Raw genomic sequence first — 23400 nt, 5'->3', positions numbered from 1 at the left:
CCCGCCCGATGCACCACGCGTCCGCCTTCAGAAGGCGAAGTCGCGCTCCAGCGTCTCCTGCCCGGCCTGCACCGTGAGGTGGGCCGCGTGCGCACCGGAGGCCAGCGCCGTGGACAGGTCGAAGGACAGCCCTTCGGGCCCCTGCATCGGCTTGAGCGACGGACGCCCGGGCGACAGGAAGACGGCGGCCGTCACGGTCCGGGAGCCCAGGGGCTGCACCAGCAGCCGCACCCGCTGACGTTCGCGCACCAGCACCACGCGGAAGTCGCGCCGCTCCTCCAGCACCTCCCGGTGCTCCGGCAGGCGGGCCGCGCCCGGACGCCGGGACACGTCCGCGCGGGAGTCGCGCGCCGCGCGCGGGGCGCCCGCCCCCTCTTCCAGCTCCATCACCTCGTCGATGGCGGCGTCGCCCTCTTCCAGCGCCAGCACGGCCTGCGCGCACTCGCCACACCCGGCGGTGTGCGCGTCCACGCGCTCGCGCTCCTCGCGGCCCATCTCCCCCGAATCCAACCGCCACAGCTCGTCGTCGGTGAGGTGCCGGCGCGGCGGCGAGTCCACCACGGCGGTGTCCGCCCGGTCCGCACGACAGCTGGCACAGTCCTTCAGGTGCTCCGGATCCTTCATGGGGCGGCCCGTCCAGGACGCCACCAGGTCATCGCAGCCGGCCCGAGCGGAAAACCACCAGGCGCCGGGGCGCTCCACGGGGTCCAGCAGGTCGCGCTCGGTGCGGCGCTCGGCGTTCAGGGGGATGAACCAGCGCGCGCGGGGGCGCAGCGCGGTGTCCAGTTGGCCCAGCGTCCCCAGGAAGCGCTCGCGAGCGGCGGCGGCATCCCCGTCCAGCGGACCCTTCAGCATCTCCCAGGTGACGAGCGCGCGGGCGGAGGAGGCGGCCCGGTCCCGGGCGGCGAGTCCTTCCAGCGCGGAGGCGCGCCACAGCTCGGCTTCGTCTCCCTCCTCGCCCAGCGCCACCTCCATCGACTCCTCGGCGGCCCTCAGCAGGAGCGGCTGGAGCGCCTGCGGCTTCTGCTGGCGCACCCAGGCTTCCACTTCGGAGCGGCCCAGGCCCTTCAAGGCCTCTTCCACCCCGTCGGTGCCGAGCCGATCCGAGCGGCGCAGCACATCCCCCACCACCTCCAACAGTTCGCCCACCGAGAGGGGGCCCGCGCCCAGGCGCGCGTACCGGGCCTGGTAGCGGGACAGCGCGTCGCCCTTCATCGCGACATCCCGGGCGAAGCGGAGGACTGGAGCCCTCCGCGGGGTTTCACGTCGGCTCCTCCGGCTGCCCATCCCGCTGAAGTTCGAGCAGGTATAAACGCAGGTAGGCCTGAGCCCGACTGACTCGCTTGTACGAGTTCACCACGCTGATGTCCAAACGGCGTGCGCATTCCTCGTGATCCTCCACGTCCTCGTGGTGATACAGCTCCCATGCGGAAGCCTCCTTGGGGTGCTCCTGCTGGAGCCTGGCGAAAGCGGCCCAGTACAGCTCCTGCGCCTCGGCGCGCTCCTCGCGACGCCGTGCGCCCTCCACCGCCCGGGCCACCTCGGACGGAGTCTCTTCCATGACGTCATCGGGCGACGTCGGCGCGGGCGCGAGCTCCTCCCGGTGCCGCCGGTAGAAGTCGATGGCGACGTGCTTGACGATGCGCAGGAAGAACGTCTTGGGAGACGCGCTCCTGCCCGGCATCTGTTCGGACACGCCCCGGAACTGGTCCAGGCCGCGGTCGAGGAACTTCCCCACCGCGTCCTGGAAGAGTTCGTCGGCGTCCGCTGGGGAGCCACGCCCGTAGCTGCCCTGGATCCTGTTGATGACGTAGCGGGCCGGGCGCGCCCACCGCGCGCACAAGGCCCCCAACGGGGTCCCCACGGCCTCGCCCGTGGCGCGGCGGCGGGACACCTCCGCGAACAATTCCTCATCCGTGAGCTGCTCGTACACCGGAAGGCCCTGGAGGCTGCCCCGGGACGGCCGTCATCCCGGGAAGTTGGGTTACGGGGATGTGGCGCGGCAAGGTACCACGTTGGCATCCGCGGACAGCCTCCGATGGTTACGGGAACCCTCGACGCGGCCCCCTCGTATTTCCTGACGCGCCTTTTTCCCTCCCCGTGGATGACGCACCGGGTCTTCTCCAAAGAGGCGGGACACGAGGCGCCAAACGTCCGGAAAGAGGCCCGGAAATGCGCCGTCAGGAATCCCGACAAGGGGGCGTCAGGGGGCGCATCGCTTTCGAGCGCCCGGCCGAAGAGGCCCTACACGCCGTGGTTCGACTCCACCCCTCCGCTCGCAAGGCGGGGGGACCGCCGGCGGTCCGGCACTGAACTGTGGATTCAGCCTTCCGGCTTCCTCACTCGGGCGCTCACTTTTCCCTCCCACCTCCAGGCCTGCCCCTCCCGGGCATGCCTCCGTCCCGAAAGGGGGACGACGGCCATGACGACGCGCACCCAGACGACCCTTCCGGAGACGCAGCGGGGCCCGGCCGAGCGGCTGCTCGACCTGGTGCTCGGCGGCTCCGCCCACCTGTGGCACCACCGCCCCGGCCTGGACGTCAACGGCAACTGGGTGGCCGCGGCGAACGCGGACGCGAAGGCCCAGTCGCGCGGCCGCAAGGTGTCGCCGGGCCTGTTCGTGCCCGCGGCGGTGAAGCTGTACGGCCAGTTGCTGGAGCTGTACCGCCTCAACCCCACCCTGATGGCGCACTTCGCGTCGTACGCGCTGACGCAGACGGACTGGCGCGACCTGAAGGTGGCCACCTGCGCGCTGATGCTGGTGCAGGAGCACGCGGGCCAGCCCGTGCGCGACGGCCAGGGCCAGGTGGCCTTCCACGACGACGACTTCCGCGCCATTGGCGAGGCCATGGTCCTGCACTACGTGCGCCGCTCCACGCGGATGCTCACGCCCAAGGCGGTGCTGCGCGTGGCGGAGCTGCTGGAGACGCCTGAAATCGCGCGCCTCAACCGCGCCGCGGGCTTCGGTGACCCCGCGTCGCGCAAGCCGCCCCTGGGCCGCTGGAAGCGCGTGGCGCAGAAGTGGCTCGCCGCGCGCGAGGCGAACCTCCCCATGCTCCAGGGCCTGGTGAAGGCCGGCTACAAGGAGACCCTGAAGAAGCTGGCGCGCAAGGCCGGCTACAAGCCCCAGTCGCAGGGCTTCTTCGAGGTGCTCGGCTGGAAGCAGAAGCAGGCCGACGGCGGCCACCGTCAGGTGGGGCTCCAGGGGCTCACGCTGGTGAAGCGCGAGCGCTTCGACGGCCTGAGCGAGGCGGAGATCTGCGAGTGGATTGAACTGGAGCGGCTCTCCTACAAGGAGGTCGTGGGCCGGCTGCCGAAGGACGTGGGCCTCACGCCCGCCATCCTGGCGACGCTGCTCCCGTCGTTGTCGGACCGGGACCTGCGGCTGATGACGCCCACGCTGGAGGAGCTGGGCCTGTTGCAGGAGCCCGGCGTGAAGGCGCGCTGGGAGCGGGCGGTGGCGAACGCCACGGATCAGCGCTCGCTGAACATCGCGAAGAACGTCCGCAGCGAGGACGTGCGCCGCAAGCTGGAGGAGGCGAGCGACAACGCGGCGAAGAAGGCGGTGGCGGAGGCGACGGCGGAGTCGGACGTGCGGGTGATGTTCCTCATCGACAAGTCGGGGTCCATGGAGGGCGCCATCGAACAGTCCAAGGAGGCGCTGTCGCGCATCCTCGCGGGCTTCCCGCTGGACAAGCTGCACGTGGCGGCGTTCGACACCATGGGCACGGTGCTCAAGCCCAAGGCGGCCAACCGCACGGCGGTGCAGCACATGCTGTCCGGGCTGAAGGCGTCCGGCGGCACGGTGCACGGGGCGGCGGTGAACGCGCTGCACCGCTCCGGCGTGCGCATCCCGGCGGAGGCGAAGCTGGTGGTGATGGTGGTGGGTGACGAGGCGGGCGAGGCGGGCGACCAGTTCGCCAAGGCCTTCCACGGGTGCGGCTACACCGTGGCGGCCATGGCGCTGCTGGTGAGCGTGGCGGGGGCGCGCGGCAGCACGGTGCGCTCGGGGGCGACGCAGTTGGGCGTCCCCTTCAGCGAGGTGAGCGTGGGGCAGTTCGCGGACCCCTACCAGGTTCCGCGCGTGCTCCAGGCGCTGATGGATGCCCCGCGCACGGTGGGGGCCAGCCAGTCCGGCTGGGTGGACCGGGTGATGAGCACGCCGCTCCTGAAGGCGGCGTGAAACAGGAGGCAGGGGCGTGGACTACCGGAAGCTGCTCGGAAAGGTGGAGTTGGCGGTGCTGCCGTATTTCGGCGGTGGGACCGTGGACGCGCCTTCACGCCGCCTGCGCATCACCCAGCCCGTCACCCCGGGCTGGTGGCGCTTCGAGGTGAAGGGCCGGCAGGCCACCGCGCGCGAGCCGGCCCCGGCCCAAGGCCTGGGGTCGCTGCCGCGCGTGCGGGGGCACCTCTGGGGCACCCGGCTGGTGCGCGAGGGCGCGGTAGCGGAGTCCCTGGCGCTGATGCCGGAGGAAGAGCCGCCGCGCCTGTCGCCGGTGACGGCGCGCCGCTGGCATGACGGCACGCTGCTCTTCGAGGGCGTGGAGTTCGAGGGCGAGGCGGAGGAGGTCGCGCGCCGCGCGCTGGAGGAGGACCGTCCCCTGGGAGACGCGCGTGGCGTGGGAGCATCCCTGCGCGCGGCGTTCGGCTTCGCGGTGCTAGAGGCGGCGTCGCGCGGCACCGGCATCCCCTTCGCGCCCAGGGAAGCCCGTGCGCGGGTGCTCGACGTGGCGCGGGAGGGGCGCGCGGCGGCGGAACTGTGCCTGCGTGGACTCGCGGATGAGCGCGCGCGTTTCCTGAGGATGCAGGCGGAGCAGGAGGCCCGGCGGGACGCGGAGGCGCGCGACGCGGCGCGTGCGCTGGCGGTCCGGGAACAGGAGACGCGGCGGGATGCGTCCGCGCGCGAGTTGGCCTGGGCGCTGACGGGCCGGGAACGGGAGACGTGGGAGACGCGGCGGGATGCGTCCGCGCGCGAGACGGCCCGGGCGCTGGAGACCTGGGACGGGCAGGGCCTCACGCCCGGGGAGCGCTGGCGAGCGGAGGCGGAGCTCGGCGCATGGGTGGAGCGCGCGCTGGACAAGGCGGGCGCGCGGCTGCTCAGCCACCGGAGGCTGGGCTCCGGCCTGTTGGAGGTCATCTACACCTTCATGGGCGAGCGCTTCGTCACCGTGGTGGAGGCGGCGACGCTGCGGGTGCGCGACGCGGGCGTGTGTCTGGCGGGCGCGGACGCGGCGGTGACGTTGGAGAGCCTGCCGTCGGTGCTGAAGGAAGCCATCGACACGGACGCGCTGGTCATCACGCGGCATGTCTGAAACCGCGCGCCCCCCGCGTCAGCCCGGGCGCCACGAAAGGGAGAGGAACATGTCGACACGTGAGGTGTGTCTGCTCATCGGGCCGGAAGACGTGGTGCTGTGGGGCGACTCGTTCGACGACCCCGTGGCGCTGCCTGACTCCCGCGCCCGGTGGGAGGCCATCTGGAGTCTGCGAGACTCGCTGGTGGAGGTGGCCCACAGCCATCCGGAGGGGCCCCTCGGGTTCTCCGAGGAGGACGAGACGACCATGGCCGCGCTGCGCACGGCGCTGGGCCGGTCCCTGCGCTTCTCCGTGGTGGCACCGGACGGGATGGTGGCGCGCGTTGGCGGCGAGGACGTGCGGGTGCGGGACGAGCCGCCATGGGCCGCGCCGCTGCGCATCGCCTCGGGTCTGCTGTACGGCCGCCCCCGGCCCGGTCCGGGAATCCCGCTCGATGCGGAGCCTCCGTCGGACGGGGCCCCTCGCAAGCCGTGACGCCTGTCTCGCTCAGCCCGGCAGCAGGATGATGCGGGCGATTTCAGGGGGCGCGGCGACGCGCATGGGCGGCCCCACGAAGCCGCAGCCGCGGCTGACGTAGATGTGGCTGTTGCCCATCCGGCTCAGGCCCGCGTTCTGTTCGCCCCAGACGAGGTCTCCCAGCAGGTTGCCGGGGAACATCTGACCGCCGTGCGTGTGCCCGGAGATCTGGAGCCCCACGTCGCGGCGGGCGACCTCGTCGAAGTTGGACGGCTGGTGCGCCAGCAGCACCGATGCGCGATCCGGCCGCAGTCCGCGCATCGCCGCGTCCAGGTCGTAGCCGGGCTCGCCCAGCTTCCACGCGCTCCAGTCGTCCACGCCGAGCAGGTCGAAGGACGCGCCCGCATCGCCAATGGAGACGGCGCGGTTGCGCAGCACGGTGATGCCCAGCCCCTGGACGAACGCCACCCATGCGTCCACACCCGAGTAGTAGTCGTGGTTGCCGGTGATGAAGTACGCGCCGTGCCGGGCCTTGAGCGCGCCGAAGCCGGCCACGTAGCGCCCCAGCTCCGGCACGGAGCCGTCCACCAGGTCCCCCGTCACGGCGATGAGGTCCGGCTTGAGCGCGTTGACGCGCGCCACCATCTCGTCCACGAAGCGGCGCTGCAACACCCCGCCAATGTGGATGTCGGAGAGCTGCACCAGCGTGAAGCCCTCCAGGGCCTTGGGCAGCCGGGGCAGCCGCACCGGGATGTCGAGCACCTCCGGGGGATGGAACGCACGCCAGGTGCCGTAGGTGCTCACCGCCGCGCCCGCCACCGTGGCGCCGGCCGCCACGCCGCGCGCGAGGAAGGCCCGGCGCGCGGGTGACGGCGGCTCCGGGGCCTTGCGCACGCGGGTGACGACGCGCCGGCCCACGTCCAGCACCAGGGTGAACAGGAGCAGGTAGAGCACCAGCCCCATCCAGATGAGCAGCAGGAGGCCCGTCGCCCGCGCCGCCTCCGTGTCCAGCCTCGCGCCCAGGAGCCGCGCCCCCAGGGAGCCGATGAAGCCCCCGGCGAAGAGCACGAACCCCGCGCGGCGCGCCGCCACGCTCGTGCTCACATCCCGCACGAGGCGGCGGTACAGGTAGACGTTGGCCACCAGCAACAGCGTGGTGACCGGTACGAGGAACAACGCCATGCTGAGCCAGCGGGGCATGGGGACTAGCCGCGCAGGAGCCGGGCCACGAGCGCCACGTACTGCTGCTTCGCGGCGTCCTTCGCCAGCCCCTTGCGGCCGGCCCACGCGTCGTACTTCGCGCGGCCCTTGACATCGAGCATGCCGGGGCGCTTGCCCTGCACGTCCCCTTCGGTGCCCTGCTTGAAGAGGGAATACAGCTCCAGCAGCGTGTCGTTCGAGGGTGCCTTGGACAGCGTCTTCACCCGGGTCTGGGCGGCGCTGAAGTCATCATCGAGGGCCATGGGGTCTCCGGCAGGGTGCGCCGGAGACCTTAACAGCCGGCCTCACATCGTCGGCAGCCAAAGATGGCGGATGTCCTGCGGCAGATGGGCGCTCACGTCCTCGGCTTCGCCTTCGCTGATTTGGTGACGGACGGCGTCCAGCACCGCCCGCACCACCGGCTCCACCGCGTCCGGGTGCAGGGCGAGGTCTTCCCCCACCTGGCTGAGCAGCTCGTCTCGGCCGAACGTCTCCGGGCGCGGCTCGGCGTCGTGGCGCTCACAGCGATGCAACAGCTCCGTCAGCTTGCGCGGCAGCTGCGCCTCCAAATCGTGGGACTCCTCCGCGTGCAGCCGCTGCTCCAGCCCGCAGAGGACGGAGACAGCCGCCTGCTGGGCGACACTGGGAGACATGCCTCCCCGTTCGCAGAGGTGGTCGATGAAGCGGGCATACGTCTGACTTGCTCGCATCGCACTGCGCCGCGCACGCCGCTCCTCGATGGACAGCTCGCGCCGCTCCTCCGCACGCTCCTCGTCCTGGGGCGCGCCCGAGCGGCGCTGCGGATCACGGTCTTCAGCCATGGGGTCCTCCCTATCGGTCCCGGTGGGAAACAGGGTGACCATGCCCGCCCCGGAGGGCACGCGAGCGCGGCCTGCTGCACTGTCCGCCGGCCGCCCGGCTGCTAGGCGGCCACGCGCCGGACGTAGGTGTCCCAGAGGGCGCCGAAGAAGAAGCCGCCGAAGCGGCCCAGCGCCTCCAACCGCTGCCCGCCGTCCCGGGCATTGAGCACGCGCAGGGTGGTGAGCTGCCGGGCGAACTCCTCCGCCGTCAGCCGCAGGAAGCCCCGGCCGATGCACGGCGCGTCGGGCCCGTCCCCTCGGTGCAGGGAGACGAGCAGCGTGGTGGTGTCCTTCCACAGGTCCGGGCCCGGGTCGTCGTAGAGGTCCTTGTAGCCCTCCAGGTAGTACGGCTCACCGGACTCGCTGAGCAGGTGCAGCAGGTACTCCATCCGCTGGCCGCCGGGCCGCGCGTGCTCGCGTGTCATCAGACGCAGCTCGCCGCGCGTCACCACCAGCGGATGTGAAGACAGCACGGGCGCCGTCACCGTCCCCATCAGCTTCAGCGGGTGGCGAGCATCGCGCAGCGTCGCGTCCAGGTCCTCCGCCGTCACGGTGAGGATGAAGCGCAGGGGCGTGGCGTCGTCGCGCTCGGGGTCTCCGGCCTCGAGGTGCGGGGCGTCCACGTCGCCAGAGACGAAGCCGTGCATCGTCTCCGTGAAGCGAACCCCCACGGGCCCGGGGGCCGGACGGGCGTCCGCCTCCGGCAGCGGCGCGTAGTCGATGGTCCAGCCATGGCGCCGCGCCATCAGGGCGCACGCCCGCTCGGCGACGGCGGAGATGGTGAGCAGCGGGTTGATGCCCAGCGAGCGCGGCACCACCGAGCCGTCGGACACGTACAGCCCCTCATGCACCGCGCTGCCGGAGGCACCGGAGAAGACGCGCCCTTCATGGTCCACCACGCCGTCCTCCGCCCGCTCCGCCATGACACAGCCGCCCAGCGGGTGCGTGCACAGCAGCTCCTTGCCAAAGGCTTCCGACCAGAGCGGGTAGCGCACGAAGGTGCCGCCCAGCGCGGCGGTGGCCCGGCGCAGGCGCTCCTCGATGCGGGTGAGCTGGGGGTCGCGTCCGGCATCCGGCCAGTGCAGGCGCACGCGGTCGCCCTCCAGCCGCAGCTCGCCCTTCCCTTCGTCGTGGGACATCACCATCAGCGTCTGCGTGTGCTCCACCGCGCCGTGGTCCGGGCCGCGCACCAGGCTGTCCGCCTGGCGCAGCCGCTCCTGGACCCAGTCCAGGATGCCCTCGTCGGTGTCCTCGCCCACCATCGCCGCGGCTCCCGCGAGCGCCGCGGGCATCAGCGAGGCGAGCGCGCCAGGGATGACGCCCTCCTCGATGATCATCCCCTCGTTCAGCCGCGCGGTGTCGCGCGCGTCGATGACGCCCGCGATGCAGGGGCCCACCGGGTCCCGCTTCGCGTGGTCGTGCTCACCGTGGCCCACGCCGTGGACGGGCATGTCCAGGTTGTAGCCAAAGGCCAACACGTCGCCGTTGCTGCTGAAGCGGTGGCCCAGCTTCGCCGACACCGGCAGGCCCCGCTCGCGCGAGCGCAGGAGGATTTCGGTGGTGCCCATGGTGCCCGCCGCCAGGATGACCCGGTCGGCGGTGAGCCACGCGTCGGGCGCGTCGAAGCGCTCGCGGCCGGTGTTGAGGGGGCGGTAGTAGATGCGCCACTTCGCGCCGTCCGGCACCACCGCGCGCACCGCCACCTCGGTGAAGATGCGGGCCCCGTGCGCGTGGGCGTCCGGCAGGTAGTTCATCAGGACGGTGTTCTTCGCGCCCGTGTTGCAGCCCGTGGCGCAGTCGCCGCACAGCGAACAGGCCGGCTGCCGTACGCCCGCGGCGTTGACGCCCGCCTCGAACGTCACCGCCACCGGCGGCCGCGTCAGCCGTCCGCCCAGCTTCTCCGCGGAGATGCCGAACGTCTTGAGCTTCTGGAGGGGCGGGTGGTCCTCCGGGTACGGCAGGGGCCGCAGCATCGTCTCCGCGTGCGCGAAGCCATCTTCCAGGAGTCCGTGCAGGTCGGCGCGCAGGGCCTCGGGCCAGCGCGGGTCCTCGAACACGCGCGGATCCGGCCGCATCGTCACGCCCGCGTTGATGAGCGACGTGCCGCCCAGACCGCAGCCGTCGATGACGGACACGTCGCCGTTGCGGTGCACCTCGATGAGGCCGGTGGGGCTGCCCACGTCCAGGTCCCCCTGGCCCGGGGCGCAGTGGAGCTGGAACTCGGCCATGGCCTGCGTGGGCGTGCGCGGCATCTCACCGGGATGCAATTCCCGGCCGCGCTCCAACACGCAGACCTGCTGTCCCGCGCGCGCCAGGCGGCTGGCGGAGATCCCCCCGCCATAGCCCGAACCCACGACGACCACCGGGTAGTGAGAGGCCAGCTCGCTCCATGGGGACGACAACCTGCGCATGCTCGCTCCTGGCGGACTGCCCCCCGCCGTCTTCCGGATGTTGCCTGGATTCCCAGCCGGTACCGCCAGGGTGGGGGCCGCATGCTGCGCGGTTCACCGGCGCGGATCCACTCCCCGCCCGGTCGGTGTCTTCCCCCTGTCCCTCCGGACAGGCCCCTTCCTGTCCGCCTGGACAGCCCACGGCCTACCCGACGGGACAGGTTCTGCCGGACAGACGCCGAGCCCCCGCGTCCTTGAGAGAAAATCCGCCTAGAAGAGCCGGCGCAGCACCCAGGCACCCAGGCTGAGCAGCACGGAGAGGACCAGCATGGACACGAGCGGAGCGTAGAAGCGCGTGTTGCCGCTCTCGACGCGGATGTCTCCGGGCAGCCGGCCGAACCAGGTGAAGGCCCCGGCCCACACCAGGAGGCCCACGACCACGAGCCCCAGGCCCGCCACCACGAGCATCAGCCCCATGGGCTTCATCCGGCGTGCCCCCCTTCCAGCTCCGCCGCCTCGCCGCCCGCGCGGCGGAAGGCATTCACCAGCCGGTGCGCGTGGCGCGTCGTCTCTGGTTCGCGGTAGCGCGGGCTCGCCTTCAGCACCCACTCCACCGCGGTGTCCAGGTCCATGCGGTGACCGGGAGAGACATACACAGGGCTGACGCCCGTGCGCGTGCGGACCGCCATGCCCACCACCTCTCCCTTGTGGAGGATGGGCGAGGTGGCCCCCCGGCGCTCCGCGAGCTTCCCGGGCGTGCCCACGAGCAGCGACTTGGCGCAGCCAATGGACGGAGTGTCGAAGAGCAGCCCACCGTGGCAGGCGATGCCCAACCGGCGCGGGTGCGCGGTGCCATGGCCGTCGAAGACGAGCACGTCAGGCCGGAGCGCGAGCCGCTCCCAGACCGCCGCGAGCACTGGCAGCTCGCGGAACGACAGCAGGCCCGGGACGTAGGGGAACGTCAGCGGCACCGCGGCCACCGCCCGGGCCACCGGCTCCAGGGTCGCCGCGTCGAGCACCACCATGCCGCCATAGCCCGTGTCGTTGCCCTTCTCCGTGGAGATGTCCGCGCCCGCCAGCCGCGTGACCTTCAGGCCTGGAGGCGGCTGGAGGATGAGCTGCTCGCGCAGGCGCTTCTGCAGCGCCACCGCCTCCGTGGGCGTCACGTTCCAGGCGTGGGGTGCTCGCGGCGGCTCCATGCAGCCCTCCCATGCTCCCCACACTGTGCACGAACCCGCCGGAGTCCAACCGCCGCGCCGCGCGCCCCCTGCCCGCCCACCACCGGCCCCCGGGCCTGCCTCCAGCGTTCACGGACGGACACGGGCCCGGCGAGCCCCCACCTGAAACGACGAGGGCGTCCCTGCGAACGGGACGCCCTCGTGCGAAGGAGCGTGGATCCGCTCCCGCGCTACTCGATGGAGGCGACCTTGTCGTCCTTGCCGAACTTCACGTGCACCTTGGACAGCTTGGTCTTCCAGTAGGTCCAGGTGCTGGAGTCGAACGAAGGCGTCTCATGCGGCGGCGGCGGCCCCCACGCCATGCGCACGGCCGCGCGGGACATGCCGGGCTCCACCTCCGACGCCGAGACCTTCTTGCGGTCCTCCGCCGTCAGCGCCTCCAGCTTGCTGGCCTGGTCCTCCGGGGCGAACGCCGCCTGGAACAGCTTCCAGGTGTCCGCGCCCGAGCGCGAGTCGTTCTCGAACACGAACTCCTGCCCCGAATCCACGACCTTGAACTTCACCTTGGACGACCCCTTGTCCAGCACCTCCACCCGCGTGTTGAACGGCAGGATGGGGCCCTTGAGGTAGTTCACCCAGGACACGGTGCCCTCCTCGAAATGGAAGTTCGCGGTCGCGTGGAAGAACTTCTCCGCCGGCGCCGGAGTGGGCGCGGGCGCGGCCACGGGCTCGTTGCTGAACGACGCGACCTTGCCGTCCTCACCGAAGACGACCTCGAACGTGGAGAGCTTCGAGCTCCAGTACGTCCAACGGTTGCTCTGGTACGACGGCGTCCGGTGCGGCGGCGGCGGCCCGAGGGCGAGCAGCACGGCCTCCCGCGACATGCCACGGGCCAGCTCACCCGCCCGGACCTGCTTCTGATCCTCCGGTGACAGGGCGGCGATGCGCGCGGCCGGGTCATCCTTGGCGAAGAAGCCGGCGAACAGCACCGCGATGGGCTTGCCCAGGCTGCGGTGGGTCACGAACCGGAACTCGGCGCCGGAGTCCACCACCTTGCAGCGCACTTCGTCGTCGTCGCGCTTCAGGACCTCGACCTTCGCGCCCACGGGGATGTTCGTCCCCTTGCCGCGGTAGTTCACCGCGGAGAGCTGGTTCTTGTTGAGCAGGAAGTTCGCCTGGGCGAACACCACCTCGGCCTGGGCACTCATCGTGGTCAGCAACCCCAGCGCGAGCACGGCGCTGAGGACATTCTTTCGATACACGGAAAAACCCCCTCGGTTGATCACCGTGTGTTTGTAGTGGCGTCACACGCCGGGCCGCAAGGGGCTGGCCTCACCGCGGGGTCGGAGCAGCGCGCTCACGCCGCCACGCCGCGCGCCCCGTCCCAGTCCTCCACCTCGTAGAGGAACTTCGTACCGCCCCGTAGCTTCCGGTTCGCGGACGTGCTCTGCACGAAGACGACGTACTTCTCCAGGCTCGCGGGCCGGATGCGCACCGTCTCGCCCGGAGGCAGACCCAGCATCTCCCGCGCCCGCTCACCGCTGTAGAGGTCGCCCGTCTTGCGGTCCATCAGCACCACCTCCTTGCGGCCCTGAATGGTTTCCGTCTTCGTGAATTCGTAGAAACCGCGACCCGTCCTGAAGCCCAGGCCGTTCTCCGTCACGAACTCCTTGATGGCGCTGTCCTCGTCCACCTCCAGCACCTGGAAGCGCCCTGGCGGCACCGCCCGCAGGTCCGTCTCACCGAAGAGCGTGGACGTGGCGCGCTTGAGCATCGTGTTGAACATGGCGTTCAGGCCACGGCTCATGCGGCCCTCGTTCGACACCTCTGCTTCATACGCCTGGAGCTGCGCGTCCGAGGACTGCTTGTAGCAGACGGCCAGCAGCATGTCGGTGACGTGCGCGAACTGATCCAGGCTCAGGTGGAAGCCGCCGGACTTCTCCGCCAGCTCCTTGTAGAAGGCCGTCGCATGGCGGCGGTTCAACGCCTGCACGCCATACACCGGCACGCCCATGCCCCCGAGCGCGGCCACCTCCTTGCGCCAGTCCAGCTTCTTCGGGTTGTGCTGGGGCGGGTGCGGCACGTCGTCCCCGATGAGCACCAACGCCTTCGTGTAGCCCTCCGTCCAGGACAGGCTTCGCGCCTCGTGCAACACCAGCTCGTAGCACTCGGGCGCGTCTCCGCCCCCGGTCTGCCCCACCTTCTCCACGAAGCGGGTGAGCGCCTTCACGTCGTCCGTGAGGTCCAGCGCCTTCGTCACGTAGGTGGACTTCGCGTCGCAGTAGTCCCCGTGCGCGATGATGCCAATGCGGATGCCGGGGATCTCCTTCGCGAGCCGGGCCACCGCGCTCCCCAGCTTCTTCCTCACCTGCGCGAGGCAGGGGTACATGCTGCCCGTGGTGTCAAAGCTGAAGACGACCTCGACGCGATTATCAATCACAGACATCCCCATGGCGTTGCTCCCCCTCGTCCGTTTCTTGCGGCGACAGGTAGAACAATACGTGTGGGGTCTGACATGGACGGAGCCTCGCCGGGGCACTCCGGGCCTGGATTCCGCCCCAGGCCGGCGCGGAGGCCAGGAAAGGCCTGTCATACCCACTCCATCAGTCCTTCACTCCGCGTCCGCGTCGTTGAATCCTGTTCGTCCCGAGCGCCCCTCCGGGGTGCGCTCCAACGGAGGGGACCATGACGCTCCAGTTCGGGTTCATCGATCATCGGGATGGCGCGAACCTCCGGACGCTCCCGGCGGAGATGCAAGGCTCGGAGTGCCTGACGCGCGCCCCCCTGCCCTCGGGAACGCGGGTGACGCTCATTTACGACCATGCCCAGGCGCCCGGGTGGGCCTACGTGGCGACCCTGGCGGGCGAGTACCTGATGCGGGGCTATATGCAGCGCCTGCGCATCACCACCGACCTGCCCGAACCCACGGCGACGCTCCATCCGGTCCTTCCGGGCGACCGGCTGGAACCCATCGCCGCGCGCATCTACCGGCAGGGCATCGAGCCAGGGAGGGACCTGCGCTTCTACGAGAATGTCATCCTCCACGTGAACACGGAGCGCGACCGCAAGGGCGTGCGGCGCGTCCGCGGAGACGTTCAGCTGGTCGCGGGGGAGCGCATCTGGCTGGTCAGCATCGCGTACGCCAACCAGCTCCAAGGCATCGTGGCGAGCGGCTCCCTCACCGGTGGCGCGCTGGCCAAGGCGCGCCAGATCACCCAACCGCTGGTGGACATCGTCACCTCCGTCACGCAGTCGGGTCAGTACTTTGGAGAGGTCGCCAAGGAGTATGCCGATGTCATCCGGGAGCACTGGCTGGAGATCACCGGAATCATCGTGGCCTTCCTCACCGCGGAGGCGCTGTCCGCCTTGCTGGCGGCCACGCCCACGGGGGTCGGCCAGCTCGCGGCCGCGCTCATCCAGTTGGGGCTGGCGGCCTTCGGCGCGAAGGGGATCCTCGACGCGGGAGTGGAGGCCGTGAAGCACGCGGAGCGGTGGCTCACCCAGGCCTGGCAGGCCCATGGCTCGCGGGAAAAGCTCGAGGAAGCCAGCAAGTCCTTCCTCCGGATGCTGACGAGCATCGCCATGGCCGCGCTGGCGCTGCTGGGCGTTAAGTCCAACATGGGCAAGGGGCTCAAGCTGGCCAGCGCCGTGAAGATCACCCCTCCCCGCTATGCCATGATGAGCATGGGCGGTCAGTCCGTGGCGGTTCCCGTGTTCCAGCCCGGTTCAATCACAGCCGGCCCGCCCCTTGCCCTGCCGTGGAATCTCTGGGAGTTCGGAACGCCCCTGGTACCGAAGGCCGTCAAGAACAACGCCGCTTTCGAGTCGCCCCTGACGGAGCGCCCGCTCGGGGACGCGGAGTTGGAGAAGCTGCTGGAGGAGCTCCCGAACTGGGACAAGCTCCAGAAGTTCGTCGGGCGCCGCATCCCGAAGGAAGGCACGCCGGAGTTCAACGCCTTCAAGAAGGAGCTCCAGGACGCGGGCTACCGGCTGGAGAAGTTGAGCGAGGGCCCCCAGCCCTACCGGATCCGCCGACCGAACGGGCAGGCCCTGGGCAACGAGTACGGAGCCCTCACCGTGACCGAGAACGGGATGGTCGTGCTCAAGGCCGGCAAGACGAATCGCATCAGCGTCTACAGCCGCTACCGGAAGAACTACCTGGATTGGGTGGAGAAGACCCAGGGCACGGCGGCACGGAGCGCGGCGGCGGCGCGCATCTCCTCCGGCAACGTCATGCACCACCTCATCCCCGACGCCATCGCCCAGCAACACCCGCTGCTCCGAGAGGCCCTGGAGCGGGTCAAGGGGTATACGATTGACCGGGGAACGAACATCCTCGACATGCCCGTCGCGAAGAACGTGGAGGGGAAGCTCAGTCACTCGGGGCAGCATCCGCTCTACAGCAAGTACGTCAGCGCCCGGTTGGATACCGCCCAGCGGGCCCTGCTGAAGCAGGGTCCTCAAGCCAGCTGGACGCCCAAGGCCATCGAAGACGCGATCCAGAAAGTTGAAAACGAGCTTCGCAAGGCCATCGAGACCGGCACGCTGCCCATCGATGTCCTCAAGGAACTGCGAGAGGATGGCATCGTCGTGGGGCTCAAGCTGGCCATGCTGGAGCTGCCCTCTCCCGCGGAGTCGAACATCGCATGATGTATGCATTGACGGCCGACACCTCTCACATCGAGGACGAGGGGGAGTTCGACGCCGTGCTCATCGAGTTCGAAGGCTCCGACGCCGCGACGTTCCACGAGCCCCGCGTCGACTACCAGCGCGAGCAGGGCGCGCCCCAGGTCATCGAGTTCGTCGGCAACCTGGAGAACGTGGCCCGGCTCGACCACGTGTTCACCGCGCCCTTCGGGATGCTGCTGCTCTCCCGGCGCATGGTGCGCGTGCTCGAAGCGGTGGGCCCGTTCCGGCACCGCCTCATCCCCACGGTCATCTACGCGGAGCGCATCAAACCCCTCGTGCGCGACCGGTTCACGCGGCAGCGGACCTCGTACCCGGTGACGGATGCCTCGCTGAAGAACGAGGAGTTCGTCATCCTGCAGCTGCTGGAGGAGACCGACTGCCTGGACCGCGAGCGCACGCTCGTCCAGGGCGTCCCCTTCCACGAGTCTGGCGAGGTCATGCTGGCACATGAGGCGGCCAACCCCCTCGTGCTCCGCCCACCGCCGGGCGGCTTCCCTCCCGTGTTCGCCGTCCCCGAGCTGGCCTTCTACTGCTTCACGGAGGAGGCACGGCAGGCGTGCATCCAGGCCGGACTGAAGGGCCTGTGGTGGCGCCCCCAGCGCTGAGGTTCGGAGAGCGCCGCGCCCACGCCAGAAGGTGCTCGCGCTCGGCGTGGGCTCCGCGGCGCCGCGGTGCCTACCGTCCTCCTGCGGCTCCGCCCCCGCTGACCGCGTCGAGCCGGTAGGCCAACGCCGTCCAGCGAGGCTTCCCGAGCAAGCCGGCCACCACATGGGGCTCATTCAGCGACGCCAGCGGAATGCCCAGCCCCCGCACATAGAGCGCCAGCGGCTCAATCACATAGGAAGGCTCATAGCCCAGCGTCCATCCCGGCCAGTGGGGTGCCAGGTTCTGAAGCACCGCGTCTTCTGGCCACTTCAGCTCCGACCCGGCGAAAATCACCTCGGCCTTTCCGGCGAGGATCAACGTCCGCCGATCCAGGTCGAGGACCGCTCCCGCCAGCAGGTCGTCCAGGCGCTTCGTGCGCACGGAGCCATTGTCACGGCAGGCCATGACGGCGGCTTCCGGCCCGTCCTGGAACAGCTCGACGAGCGCGGTCGCCCCCCAACGGTGATGATGGATCTCCACCTTTCCGCCCTTCAGGATGACGATGTCCGCACGGTCGCTCATGGTGCCCACCCTAGCCGAGCGCGCTGACACCGGAGCCGTCCTCTCCAGAAGCCCGGTGGCACGGTGAGCGCGTTCCCGCCCCCGCGCCAATCCATTACATTCGCGCCAACGCATCAACGCAGAGGGGGATGAATGGATGGGTCGAGCTTGCTGATCAGCGGTCTGGTGGGCGGTGTGGCGGGGGCCCTCGCGGGCTTCCTGGCCCGTACGCTCAAGGCAGGAAGGTACGCCACGCTGGCATGCGTCGTGGTCGCGGGGTTGGCGTCAGGTCTGGGTTGGCGGGCGTACGAGCAGCGCCCCATGAGCTACGACCGCGTGGTGGAGTCGCTGACCTCTGGCACGCCCGCCACCGGCATGGAGCGCTATCTGCGGGCGTGGGCCCTGGCCACGAAGGCCCATCCTGAAATCCGCCACTGGTTCGAGTCCACGCCAGGGATGAAGCCAGACGAGCGCGAGTTGGAGATCCGGCTGAAGACGCGCTCGGGGCTGAACCGCCTCTCCGACGAGCAGCTGGTCCAGCGGATGGAGCTCCTCTCCCGCATGGTGGAGAAAGCCGAAGCGATGGACTGCGCCGCGGTCGGCCGGGGCGATCTCCCGCAGGAGTCGCTGGGCCGGTTGGTCAACGGCATGGACGACGCGTCCCTCCAGCGCTTCAGCGACATCGTGGCCAGCTCGCTGGCGGCCGAACTGCGGCAATCCCCCGAGCCCCGGACGTCCGCGGAGGAGGACGTGACCCAGGCCTTCGTCGAACTCAACTCCGGCATCGGCGCGGAGCAAGCACAGCGGCTGGCCGACAACCTCCAGGACCTGGGCGCGCTCACCGACGAAGAGGCCTGCTGGACGACCCGGACCCTGTACCGGCAGGGCTCGGCCCTCCAGGACCGCGACAGGCGCACCCTGGCCCTAGCGCTCACCAACGACTGAGCCATGTCCCGTCGCGTGCCTGGAGACAGGGGCGCCAGCGGCACCGCGAGGCCTCAAGCGTCCGGGGCGACGACGGACATTCTTCGGGAAGCCACTCTTACCTGGCTTGCTCGCTGCACGGGCCCTTCATAGGATTCCGTCTTCACGTCCCCCTCAGCCTGGAGCCCTCGCCATGCGTTACACGCGCAAGGATGTCTCGGAGTTGCTGGAGTTGGTGAATGGAGGCCCGGACGTCCTGGGCTTCGCCACGTCGAACTTCTCCTCCACCACCTACTCGCTCGTCGCGTCGGGGCCGGGGACGGTCTGGCAGGACCTCAACAACCCGGCCCACCGGGTGTGCTCGGAGGATGGAGCCACCTCCCCCTCCGAGGACTGCGCCTAGCCGCTCGCGCCGCTCCGGCGTCTCCCGTCTCGTGGTCCCTCCATGAATACGCGCCTCACCCTGATCCTCAACACCCACATGCCGCAGGTGTTGGGCGAGGGGCCCCTCTTCGATGAGCCGGAGAACTGGCTCTTCGAAGCGCTGACGGAGACGTATCTCCCGCTGTTCCGGATGTTGGAGCGCTGGGACGCCCAGCGCTTCGCGGGCACGCTGGTGATGTCCTTCACCCCGTGCCTCGTGGAACAGCTCCTCGCGTGCGAGGAGCGCTACACCGGCTACCTGCGCCTGCTCCAGCGGATCGCCACGCGCGAGCTGGAGCGCACGTCGCGGCTGGACCTCTACAACCGCTACGAGAAGTTCCCGCAGGCGCACTCGGATGAAGCGCTCGCGCGGCTCCACCGCACCGCGGGCATGTACCTGCGGCGCGTGGAGGACAGCCTGGCGTTCCTCCGCCAGCACGGCCTGCGTGACGTGTTCGCGCGGCTCGGGCGCTCGCGGCTGCCGGGCGTGCAACTGTGGACGTCCTCCCCGCAGCACAACTTCCTGCCCTTCTTCGAGCCCGCCGTCGCGGACCGGCTGGTGGCGCGAGGCGTGGAGTCCTTCCAGGAGGTCTTCGGCCGCGAGCCGGACGGCTTCTGGCTGCCCGAGTGCGCGTTCCAGCCCGGCGTGGAGCGGGTGCTCACGCGCCACGGCATCCGCCGCACCGCGCTCAGCCTGAATGGCATTGGCGCCTCCCAGCCCCAGGACCCGAGCGGCGTGTTCCGCCACGAGGACCTGGAGGTGCTTGTCCACGACTACCGCATCGGCCTGCACCTCTGGAAGTCACCCGAGGCCACCTTCCCGGCCCACCCCGTCTACCGCGAGTTCTTCCGGGACGTGGGCTTCGACGTCCGGCCGGAGTACTTCGACGAGCTTGGCGTGCCCGTTCCCGCGAACAAGCGGGGGCATGTGTGGACGGGGCTCAAGTACCACGCGGTGAGCGGCCAGAAGGTGGGCCTGGGCGAGAAGGCGCTCTACGACGTGGAGGCCGCCCGCGCGCAGGTGTCCCAGCACGTGAAGGCGTTCTGGGACCTCCTGGAGTCGCGCCGCCAGCTCGTGCAGGACGGACAGACGTTCGTGCTGGCCTTCGACACCGAGCTGTTCGGCCACTGGTGGCACGAGGGCATCGAGTGGCTCGACGGCGTGACGCAGCCCGCCCTGCCCCGGGAGGCGCCCACCGCCGCGCCGCCGCCGCCCGAGCCCCCGTCGCTGCCGCGGCTCTACTATTCAACGTGGGGCCGGGACTTCTACAGCGAGCACTGGCTGACGCCGGGCAACGCCTGGATGTACGCGCTCATCAAGCTCGTGGAGGCCCAGCTCCCGGAGCCGGTGGACGCGGAGACGCGGGAGACGTGGCGCCGCTTCGAGGTGCTCGGCGGCAGCGACCTGCTCTTCATGATGCCGGACCCCAGCCAGCGGGAGCGTGCGCGCGCGCTGTTCCTGGAGCGCTACGCGGGCGTCGTGTCGCGCCTGTCGGCCTTCACGCCCGAGCTGCTCACGTCCTTCCCGGTGGATCCCTTCAAGTGCGTGCTCATCCACGTGGGGAAGCCCGGCGCGGAGGAGGCGCCGCCGTTCCACCTGCGCCGGCTGTCGGGTGAAGGGGCGAACACCGGCGCGCGCCGGGAGCTCACGCTCGACCCCGAGGTGCATGACGTCGCGGGCCTGCGCGTGTCGTTCCAGTACTTCCTCCTCCATCCGCAGGGTCGCTACGCGCTGCGCGTGGAGGGTTCGGAGCGCGAGCACACCTTCCAGATGCCGGACTACGGCGTGCCCCTGCTCATCGCGCCGGACACGCGGACCTATCCCAAGTACGACCCGGAGGTGCTCTACCGGAAGCTGGGCGAAATCTGGGAGGGGGATCAGCGGCTCCCCGTCCATCCCGCGCCCACGCTGCGCAGCCGCCACCTCTACAGGCGCGCGCAGGCGATGGAGGTGCTGGGAGGCAGGCGGGCCGCCGTCTTCAAATACAACAAGGAGGGCTACGCGCTCCTGCGCTTCCGCGACCAGGGCGTGGCGCCGGCCTCCGTCGTGTTCGACGACACGGTGTCCCTGGGCGACGCGGGCGCGTACATCCAGGCCGGAGCGCTGTCCGTGCCGGTGAAGAGCGACCCTGCGGAGATCGCGCGGGAGGACTTCGACGCGGTCATCTTCACCTGCTCGCTGAACTTCGAGTCGGAGGTGCCGCACGTCCGGGCGCTGCTCGAGGTGGCCACGCGCAAGCGTTTGCCGGTGGTGTCGCTCTACGACGACATCCTCTATTACGACCTGTTCGACGGGCTGGAGCCGGATCCGTCGCTCTTCTACCGGGTGGCCGTGCCTGAACAGGATGCGCTCGCCCACCCGGGCCCGGTGGACTACGGGCCGACCAACGTGCTGGGTGTCTTCGGCACGGACACGGTGCAGGGCAAGTTCACCACGCAGGTCTACCTGCGCGAGGCGCTGGCGAAGCACGTGCGCGTGCGCCACCACGCCACGGAGCCCACGGGCATCCTGCTGGGCGCGGACACCGGCTACTCGCGGGTGCTGCGCGTGGAACCTCCCCAGCGCCTGGCCTTCGAGCGGCGGCTCATGGCGGAGCTGGCCCGGGGCTGCGACCTGGTCATCACGGGCGGGCAGAACGGGCTGCTCTACACGCCGGCCGGGCTGGACCGCCGGGCGAACACCTCCACGCTCATCTACGAGACCTTCCTCCCCCGGCTGGTGGTGCTCACCGTGTCGGTGGACACGAGGCCCGAGGACGTGGTCGCGACGCGCGAGTACCTGGAGACGCTGGCCCGGGAGCGCGGCGTGCCCTGCGCGGTGGTGGGGCTGGCGATGATGGGCGGGCGCAAGCTGCTGGGCAGCCGGTGGACCGAGACGTGGTTCCTGGGCGTCCGGGACGAAGTGCTGGAGGGAGCACGGCAGCGGATGGAGGCGCACACCGGGCTGCGCGTCCACGCCATCCCCGAGGAAGTGGACGCGCTCGCGCGGAGCGTGCTCACGCACCTGTGATGGAAACCGGCGGCGCGATGCAGGAAGCCCCTCCCAGCCTGCGGCAGTCGGCGCGGTACCTCGCCGCGCTGCTGCGGCTGCTGCGGCCCGCGTGGGGTTCGCTCGCACGAGGCGCGCTGCTCGGCCCCGTCATCACCCTGCTCTGCCTGGTTCCGCCCTTCCTGACGCGGCTGCTGTTCGACCACGTGTCATCCCCGCGGGACCTGGACCTGCTGCACGTCCTGGTGGTGAGCATCCTCGCCGCGTCGGTGGCGGCGGCCCTCGCGGAGGCGCTGCTGGGCTATTACTCCGCGTACCTCACCCTCAAGCTGGAGAGCTCCGCGGCCCTCTACCTCTTCAACCACCTTCAACACCTGCCGGATCGGTTCTTCTCGCGGCGGCAGGTGGGGGAGCTCACCAGCCGCTTCGAGGACGCGAAGGCGGGGATGTCGCTGGTGCTGGGCTTCCTGCGGCTCGCCTTCTCACAGGCCACCTTCCTGGTGGTCATCCCCTTCACGCTGGCCTCGCTTCACTGGGAGCTCGCGCTGGCGGCCCTGGCCTCGCTGCCGTTCGTGGTGGCGGTGCCGCTCGTGATGGGGCGCGCGATGGGGCATGCATGGCAGGAGGTGATGAGCATGCACGGCTCGCTCAGCGCCCTTCAGGTGGAGACGCTGCGGCAGAGCCGCACGACGAAGGTGCTGGCGCTGGAGCCATTCATCTATCGGCGTGCCGCGGGCCTCATGCGGTCCGTGCTGCGGGCCCACCTGCGAGCGCACGGGGTGGAGCGGATGCTGCGGCTGTTCGAGCGCACGGTGGAGGCCGCGCAGACGGCGCTCTTCACGTGGCTGGGCTGGCGGCTCATCCTCCAGGGAAAGCTGACGCTCGGAGGTTTCGTGGCCTTCATCGCCTACGCCGCGTATCTGCGCGGCCCGGTCATCGAGATCATCGCCTTCATCACCAGCGTCCACCAGCGCGGCATCCACCTGCGGCGGTTCTTCGAATACCTCCAGGAGACGCCGGAGCAGGACCCGACCCGCGCCCTGGTGCTCCCCGCCCCGGTGTCGCGGCGGTTGGAGGGGGGAGTGGAGCTGGAGGGCGTGTCCTTCGGTTATGCGCCGGGCCAGGACGTGTTGCGCGACGTGAGCGCGCGCATCGAGCCCGGGGCGGTCGTGACCATCGTCGGGGCGAGCGGCTCAGGGAAGACGACGCTGGCGAGGATGCTGACGCGGCTGGAGGAGCCCGGCCAGGGGCGCGTGCTCTATGACGGGCACGACGCGCGGACGTTGGAGCTCTCCGAGCTGCGCCGGCAGCTGGCCGTGGTGTGGCAGGACGTGGAGCTGTACCACGGCACCTTGCGCGAGAACCTCACCTTGGGGCTGGATGCCGTGTCCGACGAGGCGCTGCGGAGCGCGGTCCGGTTGTGCGGGCTGGAGTCCGTCCTCGCCGCGCTTCCCCAGGGCTACGACACGCCCGTGGCCGAGGCGGGAGCGAGCCTGTCCGGCGGGCAGCGGCAGCGGCTGGCCCTGGCGCGGGCGGTGCTGCGCGACGCGCCCGTGTTGCTACTGGACGAGGCCACCTCCCAGCTCGACGTGGAGACCGAGGCCACCATTGTCCGCGCGCTGCTCGCGAGGGCCCGGGAGCGGGGCCAGACGGTGCTGTTCATCACCCACCGGCTGGCCAACGCGCCGCTGGCCGACGAGGTGTGGCTGCTCGCGGAAGGTCAGCTGGTGGGCCGGGGCCCGCACGCGGAGCTGCTTGCGCGCTGCGCGCCGTACCAACGCTTGTTCCGCGCGGGCGTGGGCGAGGCGGACGCCGCCTAGCGCGGCGGGAGG

At 70.6% G+C, this 23400-nt stretch carries 20 protein-coding genes; 9 read left to right on the top strand and 11 right to left on the bottom strand.

The features are described from left to right. Positions 1 to 27: 27 nt before the first annotated feature. On the bottom strand, positions 28 to 1215 hold the full coding sequence (locus FOF48_RS02720; RefSeq protein ID WP_143898424.1) for a hypothetical protein: 1188 nt from the start codon (positions 1213 to 1215) through the stop codon (positions 28 to 30). 46 nt (positions 1216 to 1261) lie between these two features. Further along, on the bottom strand, positions 1262 to 1933 hold the full coding sequence (locus FOF48_RS02715; RefSeq protein ID WP_143898422.1) for an RNA polymerase sigma factor: 672 nt from the start codon (positions 1931 to 1933) through the stop codon (positions 1262 to 1264). Between the two features lie 489 nt (positions 1934 to 2422). Here FOF48_RS02715 and FOF48_RS02710 point away from each other — a divergent pair, with 489 nt between their 5' ends. From FOF48_RS02710 to FOF48_RS02700, 3 genes are read left to right on the top strand one after another with little or no spacing between them, the layout of a single operon-like run. After that, complete coding sequence (locus FOF48_RS02710) at positions 2423 to 4183, top strand: VWA domain-containing protein (RefSeq protein WP_143898420.1); 1761 nt, start codon at positions 2423 to 2425, stop codon at positions 4181 to 4183. Positions 4184 to 4199: 16 nt separating this feature from the next. Further along, positions 4200 to 5312, top strand: coding sequence for a hypothetical protein (locus FOF48_RS02705; protein WP_143898418.1), 1113 nt, complete (start codon positions 4200 to 4202; stop codon positions 5310 to 5312). Positions 5313 to 5361: 49 nt separating this feature from the next. Continuing rightward, the gene (locus FOF48_RS02700) at positions 5362 to 5787 is read left to right on the top strand and encodes a hypothetical protein (protein WP_143898416.1); all 426 of its coding nucleotides are present in this window, start codon (positions 5362 to 5364) and stop codon (positions 5785 to 5787) included. Between the two features lie 12 nt (positions 5788 to 5799). Here the strand turns inward: FOF48_RS02700 and FOF48_RS02695 are convergent, their stop codons facing one another. The 8 genes from FOF48_RS02695 to FOF48_RS02660 form a co-directional block, all read right to left on the bottom strand. Beyond that, on the bottom strand, positions 5800 to 6969 hold the full coding sequence (locus FOF48_RS02695) for a metallophosphoesterase (protein ID WP_143898414.1): 1170 nt from the start codon (positions 6967 to 6969) through the stop codon (positions 5800 to 5802). Between the two features lie 5 nt (positions 6970 to 6974). Next, a complete protein-coding gene (locus tag FOF48_RS02690; protein ID WP_143898412.1) occupies positions 6975 to 7232 on the bottom strand; it encodes an acyl-CoA-binding protein in 258 nt (85 codons plus the stop codon). A gap of 42 nt (positions 7233 to 7274) precedes the next feature. Next, the gene (locus FOF48_RS02685) at positions 7275 to 7790 is read right to left on the bottom strand and encodes a DUF2267 domain-containing protein (RefSeq protein WP_143898410.1); all 516 of its coding nucleotides are present in this window, start codon (positions 7788 to 7790) and stop codon (positions 7275 to 7277) included. A 101-nt stretch (positions 7791 to 7891) separates the two neighbouring features. Next, positions 7892 to 10240: a GMC family oxidoreductase N-terminal domain-containing protein gene (locus tag FOF48_RS02680; RefSeq protein WP_143898408.1), complete on the bottom strand. Its 2349-nt coding sequence runs from the start codon at positions 10238 to 10240 to the stop codon at positions 7892 to 7894. 249 nt (positions 10241 to 10489) lie between these two features. Then, on the bottom strand, positions 10490 to 10705 hold the full coding sequence (locus FOF48_RS02675; RefSeq protein WP_143898406.1) for a DUF2905 domain-containing protein: 216 nt from the start codon (positions 10703 to 10705) through the stop codon (positions 10490 to 10492). Continuing rightward, the gene (gene nfi / locus FOF48_RS02670) at positions 10702 to 11418 is read right to left on the bottom strand and encodes a deoxyribonuclease V (RefSeq protein ID WP_143898404.1); all 717 of its coding nucleotides are present in this window, start codon (positions 11416 to 11418) and stop codon (positions 10702 to 10704) included. Before nfi ends, FOF48_RS02675 begins: the two co-directional genes overlap by 4 nt. Positions 11419 to 11627: 209 nt before the next feature. Continuing rightward, positions 11628 to 12659, bottom strand: coding sequence for a hypothetical protein (locus FOF48_RS02665; protein ID WP_143898402.1), 1032 nt, complete (start codon positions 12657 to 12659; stop codon positions 11628 to 11630). Positions 12660 to 12754: 95 nt separating this feature from the next. Continuing rightward, positions 12755 to 13849, bottom strand: coding sequence for a vWA domain-containing protein (locus FOF48_RS02660; RefSeq protein WP_186001736.1), 1095 nt, complete (start codon positions 13847 to 13849; stop codon positions 12755 to 12757). 233 nt (positions 13850 to 14082) lie between these two features. On the opposite strand from FOF48_RS02660, the gene FOF48_RS36280 reads away from it, so the two are divergent. Both FOF48_RS36280 and FOF48_RS36275 read left to right on the top strand, forming a co-directional pair. Then, complete coding sequence (locus tag FOF48_RS36280; protein ID WP_186001735.1) at positions 14083 to 16047, top strand: AHH domain-containing protein; 1965 nt, start codon at positions 14083 to 14085, stop codon at positions 16045 to 16047. Further along, positions 16044 to 16691 carry a hypothetical protein gene (locus FOF48_RS36275; RefSeq protein WP_186001734.1) on the top strand — a complete coding sequence of 216 codons (648 nt, stop codon included), beginning with the start codon at positions 16044 to 16046 and terminating at the stop codon, positions 16689 to 16691. Before FOF48_RS36280 ends, FOF48_RS36275 begins: the two co-directional genes overlap by 4 nt. 70 nt (positions 16692 to 16761) lie before the next feature. Here FOF48_RS36275 and FOF48_RS02635 read toward each other — a convergent pair whose 3' ends face one another. Beyond that, a complete protein-coding gene (locus FOF48_RS02635; RefSeq protein WP_143898401.1) occupies positions 16762 to 17253 on the bottom strand; it encodes a hypothetical protein in 492 nt (163 codons plus the stop codon). Between the two features lie 147 nt (positions 17254 to 17400). Here FOF48_RS02635 and FOF48_RS02630 point away from each other — a divergent pair, with 147 nt between their 5' ends. The 4 genes from FOF48_RS02630 (at position 17401) to FOF48_RS02615 (ending at position 23388) form a co-directional block, all read left to right on the top strand. Next, positions 17401 to 18177, top strand: a complete 777-nt coding sequence (locus tag FOF48_RS02630; protein WP_143898399.1) for a hypothetical protein — start codon at positions 17401 to 17403, stop codon at positions 18175 to 18177. Between the two features lie 172 nt (positions 18178 to 18349). Further along, positions 18350 to 18559: a hypothetical protein gene (locus FOF48_RS02625; RefSeq protein ID WP_143898397.1), complete on the top strand. Its 210-nt coding sequence runs from the start codon at positions 18350 to 18352 to the stop codon at positions 18557 to 18559. A gap of 42 nt (positions 18560 to 18601) precedes the next feature. Continuing rightward, entirely contained in the window at positions 18602 to 21589 is a 2988-nt protein-coding gene (locus FOF48_RS02620) for a DUF1611 domain-containing protein (RefSeq protein ID WP_143898395.1), read from the top strand. A 17-nt stretch (positions 21590 to 21606) separates the two neighbouring features. After that, positions 21607 to 23388, top strand: a complete 1782-nt coding sequence (locus FOF48_RS02615; RefSeq protein ID WP_186001733.1) for a peptidase domain-containing ABC transporter — start codon at positions 21607 to 21609, stop codon at positions 23386 to 23388. Positions 23389 to 23400: the final 12 nt, after the last annotated feature.

The sequence above is a fragment of the Corallococcus sp. Z5C101001 genome (genome assembly GCF_007352635.1).
Lineage (GTDB): Bacteria > Myxococcota > Myxococcia > Myxococcales > Myxococcaceae > Corallococcus > Corallococcus silvisoli.
Note: the sequence above shows the minus strand (reverse complement) of the source record. Positions and strands in the feature narration are given on the sequence as shown.